At 60.2% G+C, this 17,529-nt stretch carries 26 protein-coding genes and 1 pseudogene; 15 read left to right on the forward strand and 12 right to left on the reverse strand.

Annotation, left to right across the window (positions count from 1 at the left end):
- Positions 1-100, reverse strand: a pseudogene (locus tag ABIA90_RS45595) (Mu transposase domain-containing protein); the annotation flags it as partial.
- On the opposite strand from ABIA90_RS45595, the gene ABIA90_RS13520 reads away from it, so the two are divergent.
- From ABIA90_RS13520 to ABIA90_RS13560, 9 genes are all read left to right on the forward strand, one after another.
- On the forward strand, positions 86-439 hold the full coding sequence (locus ABIA90_RS13520; RefSeq protein WP_354118386.1) for a hypothetical protein: 354 nt from the start codon (positions 86-88) through the stop codon (positions 437-439). The pseudogene ABIA90_RS45595 and the gene ABIA90_RS13520 overlap by 15 nt on opposite strands.
- A gap of 173 nt (positions 440-612) precedes the next feature.
- Entirely contained in the window at positions 613-879 is a 267-nt protein-coding gene (locus ABIA90_RS13525) for a hypothetical protein (protein WP_247344095.1), read from the forward strand.
- Positions 860-2,614 carry an AAA family ATPase gene (locus ABIA90_RS13530; RefSeq protein WP_247344092.1) on the forward strand — a complete coding sequence of 585 codons (1,755 nt, stop codon included), beginning with the start codon at positions 860-862 and terminating at the stop codon, positions 2,612-2,614. Before ABIA90_RS13525 ends, ABIA90_RS13530 begins: the two co-directional genes overlap by 20 nt.
- Before the next feature lie 240 nt (positions 2,615-2,854).
- Positions 2,855-3,109, forward strand: a complete 255-nt coding sequence (locus ABIA90_RS13535) for a hypothetical protein (protein WP_354118350.1) — start codon at positions 2,855-2,857, stop codon at positions 3,107-3,109.
- A gap of 167 nt (positions 3,110-3,276) precedes the next feature.
- Entirely contained in the window at positions 3,277-3,627 is a 351-nt protein-coding gene (locus ABIA90_RS13540) for a P27 family phage terminase small subunit (RefSeq protein ID WP_247344071.1), read from the forward strand.
- Between the two features lie 557 nt (positions 3,628-4,184).
- Entirely contained in the window at positions 4,185-4,355 is a 171-nt protein-coding gene (locus tag ABIA90_RS13545; protein ID WP_247344066.1) for a hypothetical protein, read from the forward strand.
- Positions 4,352-6,067, forward strand: a complete 1,716-nt coding sequence (locus tag ABIA90_RS13550; RefSeq protein WP_247344063.1) for a hypothetical protein — start codon at positions 4,352-4,354, stop codon at positions 6,065-6,067. The genes ABIA90_RS13545 and ABIA90_RS13550 overlap by 4 nt, the downstream gene beginning before the upstream one ends.
- A 102-nt stretch (positions 6,068-6,169) precedes the next feature.
- The gene (locus ABIA90_RS13555; RefSeq protein ID WP_247344059.1) at positions 6,170-6,334 is read left to right on the forward strand and encodes a hypothetical protein; all 165 of its coding nucleotides are present in this window, start codon (positions 6,170-6,172) and stop codon (positions 6,332-6,334) included.
- A gap of 1,019 nt (positions 6,335-7,353) precedes the next feature.
- A complete protein-coding gene (locus ABIA90_RS13560) occupies positions 7,354-7,593 on the forward strand; it encodes a hypothetical protein (protein WP_247344056.1) in 240 nt (79 codons plus the stop codon).
- A gap of 33 nt (positions 7,594-7,626) precedes the next feature.
- Here ABIA90_RS13560 and ABIA90_RS13565 read toward each other — a convergent pair whose 3' ends face one another.
- The gene (locus ABIA90_RS13565; protein WP_247310499.1) at positions 7,627-8,082 is read right to left on the reverse strand and encodes a hypothetical protein; all 456 of its coding nucleotides are present in this window, start codon (positions 8,080-8,082) and stop codon (positions 7,627-7,629) included.
- Positions 8,083-8,201: 119 nt separating this feature from the next.
- Between ABIA90_RS13565 and ABIA90_RS13570 the strand changes: the two genes are divergently transcribed.
- Positions 8,202-8,426, forward strand: a complete 225-nt coding sequence (locus ABIA90_RS13570) for a hypothetical protein (protein ID WP_247344053.1) — start codon at positions 8,202-8,204, stop codon at positions 8,424-8,426.
- 153 nt (positions 8,427-8,579) lie between these two features.
- Here ABIA90_RS13570 and ABIA90_RS13575 read toward each other — a convergent pair whose 3' ends face one another.
- The 3 genes from ABIA90_RS13575 to ABIA90_RS13585 all read right to left on the reverse strand — a co-directional run bounded on the left by ABIA90_RS13575 (position 8,580) and on the right by ABIA90_RS13585 (position 9,715).
- Positions 8,580-8,861, reverse strand: a complete 282-nt coding sequence (locus ABIA90_RS13575; protein WP_354118349.1) for a hypothetical protein — start codon at positions 8,859-8,861, stop codon at positions 8,580-8,582.
- Positions 8,858-9,103 (reverse strand): hypothetical protein, encoded by a 246-nt coding sequence (locus ABIA90_RS13580; protein ID WP_247310489.1) that lies wholly within the window; start codon positions 9,101-9,103, stop codon positions 8,858-8,860. Before ABIA90_RS13580 ends, ABIA90_RS13575 begins: the two co-directional genes overlap by 4 nt.
- A gap of 369 nt (positions 9,104-9,472) precedes the next feature.
- Complete coding sequence (locus ABIA90_RS13585) at positions 9,473-9,715, reverse strand: helix-turn-helix domain-containing protein (RefSeq protein ID WP_247310486.1); 243 nt, start codon at positions 9,713-9,715, stop codon at positions 9,473-9,475.
- A 67-nt stretch (positions 9,716-9,782) separates the two neighbouring features.
- Here ABIA90_RS13585 and ABIA90_RS13590 point away from each other — a divergent pair, with 67 nt between their 5' ends.
- A complete protein-coding gene (locus ABIA90_RS13590) occupies positions 9,783-10,322 on the forward strand; it encodes a hypothetical protein (protein WP_354118348.1) in 540 nt (179 codons plus the stop codon).
- 107 nt (positions 10,323-10,429) lie between these two features.
- On the opposite strand, the gene ABIA90_RS13595 is transcribed toward ABIA90_RS13590, so the two are convergent.
- The 6 genes from ABIA90_RS13595 to ABIA90_RS13620 form a co-directional block, all read right to left on the reverse strand.
- Positions 10,430-10,633 carry a hypothetical protein gene (locus ABIA90_RS13595; RefSeq protein ID WP_247344050.1) on the reverse strand — a complete coding sequence of 68 codons (204 nt, stop codon included), beginning with the start codon at positions 10,631-10,633 and terminating at the stop codon, positions 10,430-10,432.
- A gap of 9 nt (positions 10,634-10,642) precedes the next feature.
- Positions 10,643-10,876, reverse strand: coding sequence for a hypothetical protein (locus tag ABIA90_RS13600; RefSeq protein ID WP_247344046.1), 234 nt, complete (start codon positions 10,874-10,876; stop codon positions 10,643-10,645).
- A 20-nt stretch (positions 10,877-10,896) separates the two neighbouring features.
- On the reverse strand, positions 10,897-11,097 hold the full coding sequence (locus ABIA90_RS13605) for a hypothetical protein (RefSeq protein ID WP_247310478.1): 201 nt from the start codon (positions 11,095-11,097) through the stop codon (positions 10,897-10,899).
- A 180-nt stretch (positions 11,098-11,277) separates the two neighbouring features.
- Positions 11,278-12,540 carry a site-specific integrase gene (locus ABIA90_RS13610; protein ID WP_247310474.1) on the reverse strand — a complete coding sequence of 421 codons (1,263 nt, stop codon included), beginning with the start codon at positions 12,538-12,540 and terminating at the stop codon, positions 11,278-11,280.
- Positions 12,541-12,907: 367 nt separating this feature from the next.
- On the reverse strand, positions 12,908-13,129 hold the full coding sequence (locus ABIA90_RS13615; RefSeq protein ID WP_354118347.1) for an RNA-binding protein: 222 nt from the start codon (positions 13,127-13,129) through the stop codon (positions 12,908-12,910).
- 504 nt (positions 13,130-13,633) lie between these two features.
- Positions 13,634-13,801, reverse strand: a complete 168-nt coding sequence (locus ABIA90_RS13620; RefSeq protein ID WP_166341408.1) for a hypothetical protein — start codon at positions 13,799-13,801, stop codon at positions 13,634-13,636.
- A gap of 304 nt (positions 13,802-14,105) precedes the next feature.
- Here ABIA90_RS13620 and ABIA90_RS13625 point away from each other — a divergent pair, with 304 nt between their 5' ends.
- Positions 14,106-14,297: a hypothetical protein gene (locus ABIA90_RS13625; protein ID WP_354118346.1), complete on the forward strand. Its 192-nt coding sequence runs from the start codon at positions 14,106-14,108 to the stop codon at positions 14,295-14,297.
- A gap of 64 nt (positions 14,298-14,361) precedes the next feature.
- Here the strand turns inward: ABIA90_RS13625 and ABIA90_RS13630 are convergent, their stop codons facing one another.
- On the reverse strand, positions 14,362-15,543 hold the full coding sequence (locus tag ABIA90_RS13630) for an OpgC domain-containing protein (protein WP_063983449.1): 1,182 nt from the start codon (positions 15,541-15,543) through the stop codon (positions 14,362-14,364).
- Positions 15,544-15,802: 259 nt separating this feature from the next.
- On the opposite strand from ABIA90_RS13630, the gene ABIA90_RS13635 reads away from it, so the two are divergent.
- The 3 genes from ABIA90_RS13635 (at position 15,803) to ABIA90_RS13645 (ending at position 17,439) form a co-directional block, all read left to right on the forward strand.
- Entirely contained in the window at positions 15,803-16,108 is a 306-nt protein-coding gene (locus ABIA90_RS13635) for an ETC complex I subunit (RefSeq protein WP_014495449.1), read from the forward strand.
- Between the two features lie 312 nt (positions 16,109-16,420).
- On the forward strand, positions 16,421-16,912 hold the full coding sequence (locus ABIA90_RS13640; RefSeq protein ID WP_135213563.1) for an Lrp/AsnC family transcriptional regulator: 492 nt from the start codon (positions 16,421-16,423) through the stop codon (positions 16,910-16,912).
- A gap of 239 nt (positions 16,913-17,151) precedes the next feature.
- On the forward strand, positions 17,152-17,439 hold the full coding sequence (locus tag ABIA90_RS13645) for a DUF3551 domain-containing protein (RefSeq protein ID WP_063983447.1): 288 nt from the start codon (positions 17,152-17,154) through the stop codon (positions 17,437-17,439).
- Positions 17,440-17,529 lie beyond the last annotated feature (90 nt).

Below are 17,529 nucleotides of genomic sequence, written 5' to 3' on the forward strand. Positions count from 1 at the left end.
GTCGTCCGACTGCGCTGGCTGCGACCGAGTACTTGTTGTTGTCGAAGCGCACCAGGCAGGTCTTCGAGACTGATGCCGTCACCGCATGGAAGCCGCGAAGGAGACCGAGCCAGAGAAGCAGGTTGCGGTGATCCGGGATTGGAAGCAAGAAGCCAAGAGACTGAAGGACGTAAACAAAGACCTGCGCGGGAAAATCGAAGCCCGCGATGCGTTGGAGCGTGTCGAAGCGAATCTGGTGAAAACGCATAGCGCCCGCGCCATGTTTGCCGAGGCAGATAAAGAGCGGCTGCAAGCTGAAGTCGATCGGCTGACGGAGGAAAACGCCGCGCTCCGCACCGCCAAGGAAGACAGCGACGCGCGCTACCGCGAGCTATGGGCGTTCGTAGATAAAGATGCGCGCGACGCCTTCATGGCGCAAATATCGCGAGAAGCCGCCTAGCGCACGACTGGCCCCTAGCCAGGTGCACCGCTCCAAAAGGAGCAACCCCCGCTATTTTTTCAAAGCCACCCTTGGCCGGCGCCGAGGACATGGCCTAGCTAGCTACCCGACAATGAGCGCACCGGCCTCGGCCGTGGCGAGATACCTGCCCACCCCAATTAGGGGAAATCAACTTGAAGATCTTAAAGACACGCCCCGCACCACGCGGGAGCGGAACGATCGCCTTTGCAGACGTTGAAGTTTGCTTCGGCATCAAGATGTTCGGCCTGCGCGTCGAACAAAGGCCCGACCAGACCTTCAGGGTCTATTCGCCGAACGCAAACGGAGGACGCACGGCCGCTTTTAATCCGGCTGCGGTCGATGAGATCGCTAGGGCCGTAATCAAATTTGAGAACACTTTTGGAAGTGAGCCTTCTGCCGATGACTGCATCACAAGCTGAATTCAAACTCTCACGCGCCGACATGGTCGAGCAGATGGATCTGCGACTACACGGGAACATTCTAGTTCCGAAGGTTGCGAACTTCGACCCGGCCACGGTGACCTTGGAAAACCTCGTGACGCTGTTGCGCAACGAGGCACCGGGTGAGGATATTTCCAGGGGTGTCATCTATACGGACGATTGGCATTACAAAGACCGCCGCGTTCGCAACCACAATAACGTTTTCATCTCTTGGCCCTCAGAAGAGGCCGACACTGTTCTGCATAAGCAATTGCAGGGCACTGAGGAAGACGGCGCGTTCATTGTTGAAGACCTCGGTCGCGCTGCTCTTGGAGGCGGCGTCAAGTACTTCCCGCCAAAGACCGATCCCAAGGCCGCCAACGATAACAAACCTTCTCAGCCGGCACCGGCCGAGCGACCGACCAGGCCGGCGTTGTCGCATGACGAGGAACGCGAACTGCTTGAGCGCTTCCAGCGCGAGCAACTTCTCCCCGGCGAGCGCGGCAAACTTGTATTCGACGACAACATCTGGCGCGCGTGCTCAACGGGAGCGTTCTGGCACATCACCGAGGCCGTGGTCGAGGGCTTTGCCGGTGACGTGTTCATCGGCCCGCTTGACCACGCGCCGAAATTCCGGGCCGAGAATGGCACCCTCGAAATCATAACGCCGCTCGCACCGTTTCCGCTTGTTGATCCCTCCGAATGGAGAGGCGTTGTCGCAACGGTGCGGGAGTGGTTTATCACTGGCCTTATTCCCCATCGGCAGGTGACCTTGCTCTCGGGTGACGGCGGTGTCGGCAAGTCGCTTCTCGGATTGCAGATCGGCGCGGCGTCGGCCCTGGCGATTGATACGCTAGGGTTGCAGCCCAGCCCAGGCCGGGTGCTGTACCTCGGTGCAGAAGATGAAGCCGAGGAATTCCACCGGCGGCTTGAGGATATCTGCGCAGCTCATCACCGTGAGATCGGTGATCTCGCCGACCTCCGCATCTTGCCTCTCGCGGATCAGGACGCGCTGCTATCCGTGCCAGACTCCAAAGGGATTATGGAGTCGACCTCGCTGTGGCGCCGCGTCGATCGGTTCGTGAAGGAGTGGAAGCCTCGCCTAGTCGTGCTCGACACTGCGGCTGACTTGTACGGTGGCGATGAGGTGAAGCGCTCGCAGGTTCGCCATTTCGTGGCGATGTTGCGAAAGATGGCGATCGCGCGTGACTGCGCGGTGTTGTTGTTGGCGCATCCTTCTATCGCCGGCATGGCATCAGGCTCGGGCTACAGCGGATCGACGGCCTGGAATAACTCAGTGCGCTCACGCCTATATCTGACCAGCGGCGAGGGGGACGTCCGCATCCTCAGGACTGTCAAGAGCAACTACGGCAAGATCGGCGACGAGATGCAGCTTGAGTGGTGCGAAGGCGCGTTCGTGCTGCACGATCCTTCCAAGCCGGGGATTGCTGACGGGTTGCTTAATAGCCGGGCCGATAGTGTGTTCGTGTCGGTGTTGTCGAAGCTCAACCGCACCGGCCAGCGGCCCAGCCCGAACAAGTCGCCGAGCTACGCGCCGCGCATGATGCAGAAGCACCCAGACGCGAAGGGCACGAAGATGCGTGACCTCGAAATGGCGATGCAACGGTTGCTAGACGCCGGCACTATCAAGATCGTGCAGGAAGGCCCGCCATCACGTCGGTTTAGTCGGCTGATCGTCTCCGCGGAGGACTTCGGAGGGGTAGATGATGGGTGACTTCGCACCGGCTTCGCACGCCTTCGAACCACTTCGCATGCTTAGCTAAGTTATTGAAATCCTTGATGTTCGCATACCCCCTTCGCACCATTCGAACGGTGCCGCAAGTAGTTGATTTCATTGACTTCGCACGCCTTCGAACGGGTGTTCGCACAGTCCCCCATACCCCCTAAGCGCCCTTGGGGCGCGCGCTCTTGGAGGAGCGCGGCACCACGGGCTTTAAAAACGAGAAAGCGACGCATGAATTACGCAAACGACAACAACTTTACTGCAAAGGTGCAGGATAGCTCTGACGGCACCAACTTTACGGATGTGCCTGCAACACTGCTTGTCGGGGCGCTGCCTGGCGTGCTCGCAGCAAGCAGCTCGTACAAACAGGGTTACCTCGGTGGCAATCGATACCTTCGGGCTGTGTTGACGCTGAACTCCGGGACCTCGCTCGCTGCTGGTGCGACCGTTGTGTTGGGCAGTCCAAAGGTCGCGCCGGTCAGTTAGCGGCGCGCGATGGGCGGCGCGTTCGGGAACAGCGCGCGCCCATCAACAATGCCGGCTAGGGGGGTAGGGGGTGACTCAAAGTGTGCAGTCTACCGCGCCGCGTGCCGGTGTTGGCCTAGAGCGCGCGCGATTGCTGCCCCGGTTCAAACAAAAATTCGGAGGGCCAAATGGCCAAACCAACCGGTGCCCCAACGGCACCCAAGCATCTACGCACCCATACGCGAAGGTGGTTCGATCAGGTTATCAGTGACTATGAACTAGACGGACACCACGTCAAGCTTCTCACCCTAGCTTGCGAGGCGTGGGACCAGGCACAGACCGCGCGAGAAGTTCTTGATTGTGACGGCCAAACCTTTCTCGATCGCTTTGCTCAACCGAAAGAGCGGCCGGAAGTTGGCATCCTGCAAAACGCCAGGATTTCTTTCGCCCGGTTGCTGCGCGAGCTGGCGCTTGATGGCGTTGACGGTCCCGAGGCGCCGCGCATGGCGAGGACTCCGGATTACGGGAGCCGAAGATAGTGCCAGTCCGTAAGCGGAAGGATAGGCGGCGTAACGCCGGCACGCTGGAGAACTGGGAGTGGACTTTGGAGCTTGGATGGCCATGCACAGGAGATCTGGACGGAATCTGCGAACTCGACGCGAAAGGATACCCCGACAGGGAGGCGGCACGGGCTGCCTGGCGACTTTATGGCGCAGAGATTATGGCCAGGTGGCACGCTGAACACCCCAAAGGATCCCGCTACATCTGCTGGGGACTCGAACAGTTCGGAGAGCCGACCTGATGCCCGCGCGATTGAAACGAGATCGGCGCCGCCGCTCCCCGCACATCTCGCCTGAAGCAGTAGCCCTGTTCCGGCGGGGCCTCGCCACCAGCGATCCACATGAGTTGCACGACATTAAGATCGCCCTGGCCTCCACCCTTGGCCGGAGCAAGTTCGCTGCCTGTCCTCTGGATCGTGAGCCACGATCGTTGCTCGGATGCGACCGCGAACCTGTTGAAGTCGTGCTCGGACTTCGGGCGCAGCTGCTGAAGAAGATACGCGGGCGCGTTTTAGTACTCCACCAACAGGAATCCAATGACCGACATCAACCTCGGGGCGCTTCCGCCCGAACTCACTGAACCACCGCCGGATGCGCGCGGCTGGATCGCCTTCCAACCTTCGACCGGCAAAGTCTGGCGCAAAGTTGATGGCCAGTGGTTTCGTATCGAAGAAGCATTAAAACGCATTGAGGAAAAGAAGTCTTGACCGCACTTAATTCATACTCCACCGGCACCATTGCTGTATCGGCAGACGGCACCGTCGTGACCGGCACTGGCCCGCTTTGGTCGAGTGCCGGCAACGTCAAGCCCGGCGATCTTTTCCAGAGCGGGCATTTCCTGGCCAGAATCGTCGACGTCACCGACGACACGCATCTGACCATAACGCCTTGGCCGGGATCGACCTTGAGCGGTGCCACCTATGCGGTCTGGAAGGAATCTCAGCAGCGCATCGTCGGCGAGACCTATGCGCGCGATGTCGACAAGATAGTCGGGGCGTGGAATACCTCGGGCTTTTTCGTTTTTGTCGATATCGACGAGACCGTGCCTGATCCGTCCCTCGGTGACGATGGACAGTATGCTTTGCAGCCGACGACCGGCAAGCAGTGGGTTAAGTCGGCCGGCGTTTGGACCTATCAGGGTATTTTCAAGGCGCTCAATCCGCGTGGCGCCTACGATAACGCAGCGACGTATTCCTATGGCGATTGGCAGACGACTTCAGGGTCGTCCTATGTTTACATCAACGATACGCCGAGTGCGGGCCACGCCGCTCCGAACGCAACTTATTGGAATTTGCTTGCTGCGAAGGGGGCTGTGGGAGGCACGGGGCCATCCCCGCTGCTACCCATAGCAGCCTGGACGACGGCGACCGCTTATGTTGTCGGGCCTCCGGCAAGTTTCGTGTCAAGCGGTGGGTCGTCCTACATGTGTCTCGTGCCTCACACGGCGGGCACATTTGCCACCGATCTCGCGGCGGGAAAGTGGGGTCTCGTTGCGCAGAAAGGCACGGGCGACCTTACAAGCACGAACAACCTGTCGGATTTGGCAAGCGCGGCGACTGCGGCTACAAATATCGGCGTGGTTCGTTACGCCGGTGCTCAGTCGCTCTCTTCATCTCAGAAGCAACAGGCGCAGTCGAACATTGGCGTGCGCAAGGCGCTCACTGCGAACGCGACGTACGAGGTCAATGGGTCGACGGGAAACGACGCTAACGATGGGCTCACCACCGGCACGGCATTCGCGACGCCACAGAAAGCAATGGATGTTATCGCAGCGCTCGACTGCTCGACCTTCGATGTTATGGTCAACGTCGCGAACAGTACGTATGGCGCGCTCGTCCTGAAGAGCTATCTAGGCTCCGGCGCGGTGACGTTCCAAGGCAACAACGCGACACCTTCAAACGTCGTTATCAGCAACTCATCCGGCGTCGCAATCTCCACCACCGCTGTCGGTGGACGGTTCACGATATCTGGCGCCCGTGTACAGTCGTCGGTGGCGCAGGATGTTGCCGTCTCGTCGGCGACGAGCGTCACCCTCCAGAATATGGAGTACAATGGATCGAGCGCGAATTTTCGGATCTATGCGAACAGCGGCGGACTGCTGACTTGTGCCGGCGCCAATCACAAGGTGCTGACCGGAGGCATCGGCCTCTTTCTCGTCGGGGATGGGGCGGCGAAGCTCACCACCAGCAGCTCAACCTTTACCTTCGGTGCGAATGTCACGTACAGCGGGGCAACGTTCACAGCGCGCCGATTTGGCTACTGCGAGTGCCCTAGCATGACCTTCACGTTAGGTGGGTTTACTGTCACCGGACAGCGGCACGCTATCGCGCAATGTTCCGGCACCGCCGGCGCTGGAGTGTCCACGTTTTTCCCGGGTACGGTAGGAGGTACCACCGACGCCACTAGCTTCTTTGGCTAGGGCCTTCGAAGCGGCGGTTCCATTTCGTCGCTTGGGTCTATCGTCGAATTTCTTTCCGCTGCCTCGTCGGCCATCCTCTTCATGTGCGTTGGGGGCTGGACGATGAGCGAGAAAGAAGCGGACCATTATCGCATCGAAGCCGAGGAATGCCGCCGATTGGCCGAGAAGGCGATCAAACAATCGGACAAGGAAGCCTGGCTAAGGCTTGCTGCAGATTGGCTGAAGCTGGCCGAAGGTGCCAGCGCGCAATCCGAGCGTAGGGGGTGAACTCATCGTCAACGCGAAAAAGGCCGCAGCGGCGAACCCCTGCGGCCAGCCGGGTTAAAATGAAAACGTGAAATATTGAGTCCAGCCCCGGCGAGACAAAGCCTACAGCAGCCGAGCCGGCGTGCGGTGTCATCGAAGTCACACTTCGCAAAAAACTAAATAGGTCAGTTTTGTTGACTGAGGGAGGGCTCGCCGGGGCTGGCGAAAGCGAGCCCTCAACCTCAAATGCGAGGCCGCCGCCATCGCAGCGCGACAGTCTGCACCCGATCGCGTCAGATTCATGTCAAACCAATATCGAAATCTGGCGGCTCGGAACTTAATACGATCGAGCTAGCAGTGTTGAGGGCGCGGTCTAACAACGTGGCGCGTGGTTCGCAAGTCGCGCACTTATCCCCAACCACCACCGCGCGACGGCAATGTAACCGCGCGCGGCGGACGCGAGACTGTAGCGGTCAAGCGGATGGCTCGTTCTCCGCATCCACAAATCGCGCGTGTAGAGTCATCTCATGCTTCGATCCGTCGAGCAAAACGCGAACGCGGTTGCGCGTTTCGCCATATCTGAGAACAACGCCGTGTCGGCCAGCCATTCTGGGACCAGCCGCTGCGTTCACGATGATCCGTTGCCCTTCCACCAGCTCGTTTTTGACGAGTGGGAGGTCTAGTAAGTTCGGCAGGCTGCGTCTGTTTGGCGGAGTCATGGTGGAAACTTAGCGCCGCCGGACGCGACGCAAAACGTCTCGTCGTCGTACCAGGTAGTTTGCGATCAGCAGCCTGACAACCAAGACGGCGAGCGCGACAGTAACAATCTCGCAGATCATTTGGACCTCGAAACGTTCATTTACCTCACGAGATCATCAAATCGTCAAGCCTCGTTATGTTGCGCGGCGGGTGTTGAGGTAAAGGCGGCAACCGCGAGGCCGCTTGCTAGCGCTGCTGCCGCGCGGACCCTGTCTTTATTGACAGGTGTGGACCGCCCCGAGATGGGTGCATATCGCCGCTAAAGGACGAGGGCCGCGGCTATGCGACGTTACTACTTCCCGATTTTCCACTACGGAGAGACACAGGCGGACGATGTGGGGGAGCTATTTGGCGCGGCTGAACTAGCAGCCCAATTCGGTGCCCGTATCGCTCGGGATATCGCCAGCGATCCCGAATATGACCCTAGTGCGGGCACGGTTGTGATCGCGCTCGACGACTCCGGTGCAGAGATCGCGCGGCATCGGGTGGCGGGGCGGGCGGAAGCGGTGGAGGTGAGGTGAAGCGGGAAGGTGGCTTAGGGGATTAGTGCACGGTCATTGTCGCGCCTGTGTTCCCGGGGTGATCTGCCGTGGTGGCTTCGTCTGCTTAGGCGCCACGACGTCGGGCGGTTTAGGTGGCACGTAGCCGCCCTCTATCTCAGGAAGCGGCATATAGCCACTGCAACTGTCGTAAACCGTAGGCTCTTGCATGATCGGCGGTGCACCGTTCCGATAGATTTGAACGGTGTGCGTCTGACGGCCTGTGTAACCGCCGAACGAGTTCTTCGCGTTTGCCTGGAGACAGACTTGCCAGCCGAACATGTTGGGTGTGGGTGTCGCTATCATTGCATCTTTGATGCTGTCCGGGTCCTTAAAGAAGTTGGCCTTGTTGCGGACGATCAGGTCTCGATAATCAGCCGGATAGCTGGCGTCTGTCGTCCCCTGCGCTGTCGTTTGACAACCGGCAAGAAGCGGCGCAGCGCAAAGCGCCGCAATTATCAAAAAACGCATTATGAAAAACTCCCCAGACCCGCCCGCTGCAACCCTAGATCGAGGAGGCGGGGAGGGCAACCAGGCTTTTGGACCTGAGGCAGGATATCCGCTACACTATCGAAGCACGGAGTGCCGCGATGCCGAATGAGCTGAATGATTACCCTGGCCGGATTGCCGAGATCGAACTCAATGAATCGGCGGCGATCTGCGTTGAGCAAATCGACGACGAAATCACCGTCGCCATCGCGAGCGTTGTGGGCGTTCATTTCCAGGTGACGGCGGATCAGGCGCTTGAGTTGTCCCGGGCCTTAGCTGTTGCTGCTGCCAATGCTAAGAAATGCAGCGCGGCGGCCGAGGCGTAGAGGGGGCGCCAGCCTTCGTCCATTGTGCCTCGCACATAAAACGGCCCCCGCGCCGGGGAACGCAGAGGCCGCTGTCGGGGTGCTCCAAGGGCAGGGGAAGGCCTGGAGCGTACGTCAACGCGAGCGGGGTTGAGGTGGTTCCTAGAACGGTCGCTAGTCCTCCCACTTGCTCTTCGGTTCTGGAATGCCGCCGCCCATCGGTACGCCCTGCCACCGGTAGAAGAGCGCGACCAGCGCTGGCCAGAATCTGCCGCCCATCAACTCGTTGATCTTCGGCAGCCCCTCCTTGTCTTCCAAGACTTTGGCGATGCGTTTCCAATCTTTGGCGCGATCACCGAGCACGGCCCGCGCTATCTGCGCTTCATTGGGGTAGAGGGGCATGTCGTGGATGGCCGCGCGTGATTTGCGCGGCTTCTTTTCGTCTTCTGTGGTCATGGCTTAATTGAGTGCTCTTGCATAAACCGCGCGGCCCGAGCGCGCGCACGCTCTAGCATGGCTTCCCTTGGCTTCGCAGCAGCAAGCTCGGCCTCAAGCCGGTCGAAGATCGGCAGATAGACCTCGCCGCCCTGGGGGGACTGGTCCATTAGGATCGCAAGACAATCCAAGCAACGTTCCAGCGTATCGACCGTGATCTCTCCATCTGCGGAAATCTTGGGGTACGGGACACGTTTGGCCATTGTTTGCCCTCGGTGCGCTCGCTGAGCGTCAAGTCGATTCGTGTTGGGACAATGCTCGCCGACTAGCATTCCTGTGGACGTGGCGAAGCGCCCCAATGTCGGGGGTGGATTTGTTTATTTGGGACCGAAAGCGCTCAGGAGCCCTATCGCGATGGGTATCAGGGCGACGCAGGCCCACAAAGCTGGAGCGCCAGAGTTTAGACCGGCAATGAAGATCCCGATGCCAAAGCCGACGATAAAGGCCGAGATCGCATAGGCAACTACTGTGTCCATCGGTCGATCCACAAGCAACAGGATCGATGCCTCAAGGACGCGCCGCGGCACCAAACGTTCCAACGCGCGAAAGGGCCACTTAAGAAGGGGGTGGGGCTAGGACTTCGGCTTCGCCAGCCTCACACCCGGCCCGCCATCGATCGACTGGCCGTCATCTAGAAAGATGACGCCGGCAGATTCGAGGGCGGCACGGATGGCGGCTATCGAATGGCCGGGCGCCGTTGCGTCGGTCTCAACCCTGCTCACGGTGTTTCTATGCACGCCCGATCTCTCCGCAAGGTCGCGAACGGTCCAATTCAACAAACCGCGTGCAGCTCTGATTTGTGCACTTGTCACCATGGTTAATTCCTGTATAGTGCATCTATCACCTTCAAGGTGATAAACGCACACTATAGGAACCCGCCCAATGCCGCAAGCTACCCGCAAAACCACCACATCCCGCCCGAAACTCGCCAAGACCGAAATCAAGCGCAGCGCGCCCGTTGAGGACACTAAGCAGCAGTCAGCCGGGATGGGAATGCTGGCGCTGTTCCGCGATTTATGGATGACGTTCAAGCACAAGGACAACTTCAGCGGCTCGGATGGCGGTCGCGAGGGCGGTGCAGAGTACGAAGGCGCGTACGAGATTATGCGGAGTATGTCCTTTGTTCGGCCGGTGACGGCGGCGGAGGCGCTTGCTCAGGCGGTATTCATCCAAAACGAGATGGGTGACCCAGGGAATTCCCCCGATGACGCCGTTGAATTATCGAAGCGCATAGTGCGCCGCGCGGCTGGGCTGGTTCTCTGGATCGAGCAGACCCACGGGATCGATTGTCGCGAGATTGGGCTTGAAGATCTTTGCAACAGCGACTTTACGGCAGCGCTCTTTCCCGACACGCCATTAAAGTCCCGGCCGGAGGCCCGGAGAGCGGCGATGGCCGTGGCGCCTGCGCAGGCGGAGGAGTAGCCAACCGAGTTCGGCGGCCAGTCATGGCTCGATAACCATCAAGCCCGTGTCGCTGAGGCGCCACCCTAGAAATGGGGTGGCGTTTTACTGTTGTGCAGGGTGCGTCGTCAGGGAGTCAGGATCAGCATCGACGCAAGGATGGCCGAAAACATGAACAGACCAAAGATGGCGATTTGAAACAGTCGCTCGGCCTTCATTTTCGCTCCCTCGCAAATCTCTTCGATCTGCGAAACGCGAAAGGGCGCGGATAGTTCCGGGTGCCGCGGCCCGCTCCGAAAAGGGCGGGCTTTTACTTGGGCGAGGACCGCCAAATTGAGGCCTCACCCATCCATCTGGTAAACATCGCCGGGCTCCAGGTTAAGCTCTTCAAACATCCGCTGCTGCTTGGGCGTCAGCGCGACATTTAGCACTTGCGCGGTCGAACCTTTCGGGACAGCGGCGAGGACCAATGTCAGCGCTTGGCCTGGCTTGGCCAGCGCAATCCAAACTTGGGTCTTCTCGTCGTCCCCGGTCACTTCAACAACGGTGAATTTATTTCCGAAAGATTCCGCCATGGCCGGCTGAGCATGCTGTATCAATCAGGGGGTTGCAATCCCGGCGACGCCAGCCAATCGCTTATATGCGAGCCGGTTTCGGCCTGTCTGGCTTTTCTCAGAATGAGATCCCGTTCGAGACCTGGCGGAAGCGCTTTGGCTTCTTCGCGGAGGCGCTTCGCTTCTTTGGCTAGGCGATCTTCGAGGGAAGATGTCTGCTTGAATCGACGACGTTGCTGCATGGCACAACCTCGGGTCCTGACCGCGGTGTTTTGAATTCTCGAGTCCTAATATGCCGACGCCGGGTCACCGGTTCCTAAATTCAGTTTGGGCCACGCAGCTCGGGAACTTCGCTGGTGGCGCTAAATCTCTGGGGAACAACAAAGTCCAGGATAGCCGCCCCCTTTTGAAGCGGGCCACTTTTATTTTCCATTCATAGCGTCGGCGATCTTGGCGGCGATCAGATCCGCAGCCCGTTTCGCCGGATCGACTGCAACATGCGCATACCGCTGCGTAGTGCTGGTCTGGGTGTGGCCGAGCAGGTTGCCGATGATCGGCAGCCCAAGACCGGAACCGGCTCCGACGCTTGCGAACGAGTGCCGCATGTCATGGATTCGGACATCTTCAATGCCGGCGCGCTTGCGTACAGCCCGCCATGGGCGGTTCAGATCGGCGCGCGGCTTCTCGTCCTTCGTACCCGCCGTCTCACTGGCAACCACGTAGGCGCCGACGCGGGGTAGGACGTCGAGTATCGCAATGGCCGGCGCAGAGAGCACGACGGTCTTTCTCCCGGTCTTAGAGTCGGGCAAGAATAGCAGGCCGCGCCCAGCGTCATACTCTGCCCACCGCAGATTGAGGACTTCCATCAGGCGACATCCAGTGAAGAGTAAGAGCCGGATCGCCGCTGCGGCATGCTGATCAATCTTCGTTAGCCGGTTCTCAGGCTTGGGCGCGTGCTTCACCTTCTTTGTCGGATCTGGCTGCCACGGAATTCCCGTTGTTTCTGCCTCACGGATCGCATTGCCCAATCGCTCTAGCTCCTCCACGGTTAGATAGCGTTGCCGTTGCTGCTCTTTGTTGGGCTTGATGCCGGCTGCTGGATTCTCCGTGCCTTTCGGGAGGATCTTCTCCATGAGCCCGAATCCCCAGATGGTGCCGATCAGTGTTACAACCCGGTTGGCCGCTACCGGGTGCGTCTCGCCTATTTTGTTCTGCAGGCGGCTAACGTCGGAATGCGTGACGGCAGTTGCCTTCTTGCGACCGAGCGCCGGACGAATATGGTTTTTTATGTACCCGCTGTTCAGACGGATGGTTCCAGCCTTCAGCTTTGGTTCCACCAGGTGCCTCTTGGTGAAGGCATCGAGCAACTCATCGACCGTTTCGGCCTTCCTCGCAGCACCTCGCTCAGTGGCCGGGTCCGCGCCTAGCTTCACGCTCGCCAACAGCTTCTCAGCGGCGTCACGGGCCTTCTCAGGCGCGAGCGTTGCCGGCGTACCAATCACCATACGGCGCTTCGCGACGCGCCTACCGCCTTCGCCCGGGCGGTATTCAACGATCCATGATTGCGCGCCAGTCGGCGTGACCTTGACGCCGAAACCGGTCAGTTCGGAGTCGTAAAAAATCGTTGCTTTCGTAACAGAGGGCAGGCCGGTGACGGCCCGTCGCCCCAACTTCAATATCGGCATTGCTTCCCCCAGAGTCGCCACCGAGTAGCCACCGGATCATCTATTGAACGGAAACGACGGGAAAGCAACGGAAACGGTATGGCGTATATATTCTTGGAAAGTCAATATATTAGGCAAGTAATGGAAATCAGCGACACCCAGCGGCATCCAGCGGAAAATGGCCTACAAAGTTTTGGGTACTGCAGGTCGTTGGTTCGAATCCAGCTGCCCCGACCAGTCCCGAGGTTGAAGCTCCTTCAATTCTCTCGATATTGCGCCGCGCTCATCCCGTTGCCGCTGCCGACCGTCAGGTCAGCGGGGCGATCCCCGCGAAATTGAGTCCGCCGCAACTTTTGCGTGCGTCGGAAGTGCCTGCGGCGTTTCGATTTCAGAACAACAGCCAATCGACCAAGCGCCAGGCGATCCAGGCGAGGGCGCAGATCCAACCCAGCATGGCGATCCCGGCGACGCCAAGCCCGCACAGCGCGAACAGCGAACTTTCAGTCTCCGGCGTGGCCGAGAGCTTCTCGGTCGTTTCGATTTGACTCACTGCATCCCCTTGGCTTGCGGCCTGCTGTTCGTTGGTCTCTGCTCGCTCGTGAAAATTCACCGGCCGCGCTCCAGCTCACACGGTCGTGAGACGAGATGACCGTCCGTACATCGCGCGGGCATGGATCGCAGCCACGCGGCTTCCCCGGACAGACGGGAAGGACCTGCAACTCATGGCGCGGTGATTGGTTGCGACCGCAGAGGCGGGAACTGCACGCCGCAGCGACAGACCGACAACGCGCAGGGCACGCTCAGCGCCGTTGCGCAGAGCCCGTCGCGCATCTGAACCGGCGCGATTGTGGGGGCGGGGCAGGCGGCCTATGGCGACCTGAAGCGCGCGCGAACCTTGCCTGAAGCCCTGGCGCTTGTTCTTCACCAAACGCCACTTCTGCGCGATTTTTCAAGGCATTGCGCCCGCCGGCCCGCCGCAGAATTCGCAAAATTGCTTCGAACCTTTGGCTGTCGCCATAGACATATAGGCATTGGGGATTTCAGCGCCCAATGCCTAAACGGACGCCGCCAAGCGATGATATTCCGCTTGAGCGGCGTCGCGCTATTCCGGGGATCAGTTCGTCGCGTACCAGCCGAGCGGGAACGGCAGGAACGGCCACGCCAGATGATTGTCGTTGGCCGCCTTCGGCGGTTCAGAGACGGATGTCTTGACTGTCTTGATGCGTGGCGCAGGCGGCACCGAGCACACCGCCAGGCGCAAACGTCCACATTGCATATTCATTGTGGTGCCCCAGTCAGCAAGTCATTTGAAAAATGAAAATCAGTTCGCAATTGCCACGCGTCCAAAACGGCGCGCTCATTCTCAAATTGTGCACGCATCATAGAAAGATCGGCGCCGGCTTTCAACGGGTCTTGGCGGGTACCCACGAGGGGTAAGGTTGACCAGTTAGGTTAAGGCCGAGTGGTTGTTGCAGCCACATTCCTGGCTGATATCAGGTCGGCAGGGCTCGCGATGGGGTGCCTGCAATCGGTGGTCACACAGGTCACAGTTCGTCGCGGCGCTCATATCTTGTGAGTTTTGCGTCATGTCTTTCGATCGCAACGTCCGAACCGTCCATCCGCAGTCGCGCTGGACCGAGATCTGGCACCTCTGGACCGTGATCGTGCCGCGCCGCTCGATCAACGGGCAGCTCGTCTATGGAAAGGTCTGGCGCCGCCACGACGGCCGCGACTGGATCTACAAGAAGTTCACCGAGTACGACACCGAGGCGGCCTGAGCCGGCTCCGCTGCCGCAACTGAATCTAGCGCACCGTTCCGATTTCATCGGAACGGAAATGGCTCTAGGCGGCCTTTGCGGGCGAGGCGGCGGCCGCAGGTTTGGGCGGCGGCGGCTTCAACGGCTTGTCCTGCTTTTTCGACCAGGAAATGTAATAGGCCACCGTCGTCATGATCGCGATGCCGGCGATGCTGACGAAGATCTGCGCGAACAGCGAGCCCGAGCTCATCGACAGCTCGAAATGGCCGACGAAGGACAGGAACACGCCGACGCAGAACACGGCGAGCGACTGCTGGCCGCAGACGATCAAGGGATCGAACACCTTCCACTCCAGACCAGGCCAGTCCTTCGGCACGAAGCGGATCACCAGGATCACGATCACGACGAAATGGAGGAAGCGGTAGGGCGCAAGGTTGGTCTTGTCGTTGGGGTTGAAGGCCGAGAACAGCCATCCCGGGAACATGCCGCCGAGGGTGGGGAAGCGGCCGGCCATGGTCATGACCAGCGCGAAGGCGAGATAGCCGAGGCAAAGCCACAGCGTGATCGGCGAATTGATCACGGCTCCCGAACGCCGGGCGCCGCCCATCGCGCACCAGGCGCCGAACACGAACAGCACCTGCCAGGCATACGGGTTGAAGTACCACTGGCCGGCCGGATAGGCGGTCAGGTTCAGGCCGTAATGGCGGGCGGCGAGCCACAGCACGATGGACAGCGCCATCGTCAGGTCGGGCTTGCGCAACATGAACCACAGCACCGGCGGAAACAGCCCCATCAGCACGATGTAGAGCGGCAGCACGTCGAGATTGAGCGGCTTGAAGCGCAGGAACAGGCCCTGGCGCAGCGTCTCGGTGGCGTTGTCGACGAGGCCGGCGACGTTGAACTCGTTGATCATGTCAGAGTCGCCGAAGCGCAGCGCCAGATAGCTGATCGAGGCGATGTAGATCACGAACAGGATGATGTGGGCGACGTAGAGCTGCCAGACCCGCTTGGTCAGCCTCGTGGCGCCGACGATGAAGCCGCGCTCGAGCATCATTCGCGCATAGACGAAGGAAGCGGTGTAGCCGGAGATGAAGACGAACAGGTCGGCGGCGTCGGAAAAGCCGTAGTTGCGGGTGGTGATCCAGTTCACCACGTTGTCGGGGATATGGTCGAGGAAGATCGCCCAGTTCGCGATGCCGCGAAACAGGTCGAGCCTGAGGTCACGGCCCTTTTCGGGAAGCGTGGCGTTGATGTTCAGGAAGGCCATGCGACGGAAGCTTTCGGAGGGGGCGGATACGCTGGTGTCGGCGAGACAGGGCCGCCGGGCGGGATCCCGGCGCGGAAGGCGGGTACGCAATTGTCACGGTGCAGCATAATGACTATACCCGTCGGCAACGCACCCCCGGGGGGACCGGAATCACCGATCAGTTCCCAAAAGGTGTCTCTATACTATGCCCGCGGTTTCCACCAACTGCTACCGTGACGCATCGAAATCGAACGAAAAGACCAAGAGGCCCGGACCACCCATGACCGCACGCATTTTCAAGCCCGCCAAGAACGCGATGCAATCCGGCCGGTCCAAGACCAAGGAATGGCAGCTGGATTACGAGCCGGAGCAGCCGCGTTCGGTCGAGCCGCTGATGGGATGGACCTCGTCCGGCGACATGAAGCAGCAGATCACGCTGCGCTTCCACAGCAAGGAAGAGGCGGTCGCTTATTGCGAGCGCAAGGGCATCGCCTACCAGGTGATCGAGCCGCAGGATTCGATCCGCCGCCCGGTCGCCTATGCCGACAATTTCTCGTTCCGGCGCGGCGAGCCCTGGACGCATTGAGGGGCGGCTGGCTGCTCCGACTTCATACGACGTGATTTACTCGTCATGCTTGGGCCTTGTCCCGCCTGCGCGGCCGAAGCCGCTTCGGCGAGGCGAAGGCCCAGGCATCCTCGTCTTTGGGGTCGAGTGAAAGAGCGCGGATGGCCGCGACAAGCCCTGGCATGACGGCGGGGGTACCCCGCCCGCAGACATGACGTCGCGTCCGATGATCCCGATCCACGGACCAGCTGTTGCGCCGGGCTCCGGCCCCTTGGCAGCGATTCCGCCGCGTGCTTCGCTGCCTCGCATGACACGATCATGGCGAGGTGGGGGATGGCCGGGCGTGACCAGCTCGACGGCGTCGATCTGAAGATCTTATCCGAGCTGCAGCAGGACGGTCGGGTGCGCAACAACGAGCTGGCACTGCGGGTCGGCGTGTCCGCGCCCAATTGCCTGCGGCGGCTGAAACTGCTGTTCAGCCGCGGCGTGATCCGGGCGGTCCGCGCCGTCATCGACGAGCGGCTGCTCGGCTATGAGGTGGTTTCGTTCGTCTCGATCCAGCTCGTGAGCCAGGCCCAGCCGGTGCTGGAGGCGTTCGAGAGCTCGATTGCCGCGATCCCGCGCATCCAGCAGTGCTGGCGGATTTCAGGCGACACCGACTACCTGCTGAAATGCGTCGCGCCGAACGTCGAGAGCATGCGCCAGCAGCTGCTGCATTTCGCCGCGATGCCTGATGTGAAGAACGTCCGCAGCTTTCCGGTGCTGGGCGTCGCGAAGGATGTGCCGCTGCCGTTACAGGATGTAGTGGCGGCACCCGTCGGATAGGCGTTCAAGTCTCTCTACTGAACTTCCGAAGTCGGGGGCGCTTGCGCGCGGTGCGGTCGATTCGGATAGTTATAATAGCTTAGTAACTCACCTAACTGTGACATGTGATTTAGGCAGGACTGCAATGCGCGCAACCGTGATTGTCGGCATCTTTGCGCTGCCTAGATGCAGGGTGTGAACCTCGGTCTGCGTCGCACGCCGGGGATGCTTTTGTGGGACCCTAAGCAGGAAAAGACATCATGACATCGACTTCGAAGACGATCGCAGCCTCTGCTGCGACGCTGTTTGCGTCTGCGTTTTTTGTTCTGTCGGCGCCGGCTGCGAAGGCCGACGATTATTGCATCACCAACGGCGCCCAGGCCGCTCACGGCTGCGGCTATCCGACGATGGAAGCCTGCCGTCAGGCGGCCGGTGGCATCGGCGGCACGTGCTCGCAGGCCGGCGGCGCCAAGACTAGCAACGATGCGCTCGCCTTCCAGCCGAAGCAGACGAAGCAGCCCAAGGCTCGCCAGGGCGCGCAGAACTAACGCCTGAGATCGCGACCTGATCCGAGAGATTGCGTCCTCCGAGAGTGATCTCGGAGGACGTCAATTTATGACAAGCAGGTGACGCCGCGC

The sequence above is a fragment of the Bradyrhizobium sp. LA6.8 genome (genome assembly GCF_040547935.1).
In the GTDB taxonomy this organism is placed as follows: domain Bacteria; phylum Pseudomonadota; class Alphaproteobacteria; order Rhizobiales; family Xanthobacteraceae; genus Bradyrhizobium; species Bradyrhizobium barranii.

Coding starts and splice junctions, on each gene's coding strand:
- ABIA90_RS13535 (WP_354118350.1), top strand. CDS start 2,855: ATGAATTACGCAAACGACAACAACTTTACTGCAAAGGTGCAGGATAGC.
- ABIA90_RS13565 (WP_247310499.1), bottom strand. CDS start 8,082: ATGCGTTTTTTGATAATTGCGGCGCTTTGCGCTGCGCCGCTTCTTGCC.
- ABIA90_RS13560 (WP_247344056.1), top strand. CDS start 7,354: ATGCGACGTTACTACTTCCCGATTTTCCACTACGGAGAGACACAGGCG.
- ABIA90_RS13630 (WP_063983449.1), bottom strand. CDS start 15,543: ATGGCCTTCCTGAACATCAACGCCACGCTTCCCGAAAAGGGCCGTGAC.
- ABIA90_RS13640 (WP_135213563.1), top strand. CDS start 16,421: ATGGCCGGGCGTGACCAGCTCGACGGCGTCGATCTGAAGATCTTATCC.
- ABIA90_RS13570 (WP_247344053.1), top strand. CDS start 8,202: ATGCCGAATGAGCTGAATGATTACCCTGGCCGGATTGCCGAGATCGAA.
- ABIA90_RS13600 (WP_247344046.1), bottom strand. CDS start 10,876: ATGGCGGAATCTTTCGGAAATAAATTCACCGTTGTTGAAGTGACCGGG.
- ABIA90_RS13635 (WP_014495449.1), top strand. CDS start 15,803: ATGACCGCACGCATTTTCAAGCCCGCCAAGAACGCGATGCAATCCGGC.
- ABIA90_RS13585 (WP_247310486.1), bottom strand. CDS start 9,715: ATGGTGACAAGTGCACAAATCAGAGCTGCACGCGGTTTGTTGAATTGG.
- ABIA90_RS13610 (WP_247310474.1), bottom strand. CDS start 12,540: ATGCCGATATTGAAGTTGGGGCGACGGGCCGTCACCGGCCTGCCCTCT.
- ABIA90_RS13620 (WP_166341408.1), bottom strand. CDS start 13,801: ATGAATATGCAATGTGGACGTTTGCGCCTGGCGGTGTGCTCGGTGCCG.
- ABIA90_RS13625 (WP_354118346.1), top strand. CDS start 14,106: ATGTCTTTCGATCGCAACGTCCGAACCGTCCATCCGCAGTCGCGCTGG.
- ABIA90_RS13540 (WP_247344071.1), top strand. CDS start 3,277: ATGGCCAAACCAACCGGTGCCCCAACGGCACCCAAGCATCTACGCACC.
- ABIA90_RS13555 (WP_247344059.1), top strand. CDS start 6,170: ATGAGCGAGAAAGAAGCGGACCATTATCGCATCGAAGCCGAGGAATGC.
- ABIA90_RS13530 (WP_247344092.1), top strand. CDS start 860: ATGACTGCATCACAAGCTGAATTCAAACTCTCACGCGCCGACATGGTC.
- ABIA90_RS13645 (WP_063983447.1), top strand. CDS start 17,152: ATGACATCGACTTCGAAGACGATCGCAGCCTCTGCTGCGACGCTGTTT.
- ABIA90_RS13575 (WP_354118349.1), bottom strand. CDS start 8,861: ATGACCACAGAAGACGAAAAGAAGCCGCGCAAATCACGCGCGGCCATC.
- ABIA90_RS13545 (WP_247344066.1), top strand. CDS start 4,185: ATGACCGACATCAACCTCGGGGCGCTTCCGCCCGAACTCACTGAACCA.
- ABIA90_RS13605 (WP_247310478.1), bottom strand. CDS start 11,097: ATGCAGCAACGTCGTCGATTCAAGCAGACATCTTCCCTCGAAGATCGC.
- ABIA90_RS13580 (WP_247310489.1), bottom strand. CDS start 9,103: ATGGCCAAACGTGTCCCGTACCCCAAGATTTCCGCAGATGGAGAGATC.
- ABIA90_RS13520 (WP_354118386.1), top strand. CDS start 86: ATGGAAGCCGCGAAGGAGACCGAGCCAGAGAAGCAGGTTGCGGTGATC.
- ABIA90_RS13590 (WP_354118348.1), top strand. CDS start 9,783: ATGCCGCAAGCTACCCGCAAAACCACCACATCCCGCCCGAAACTCGCC.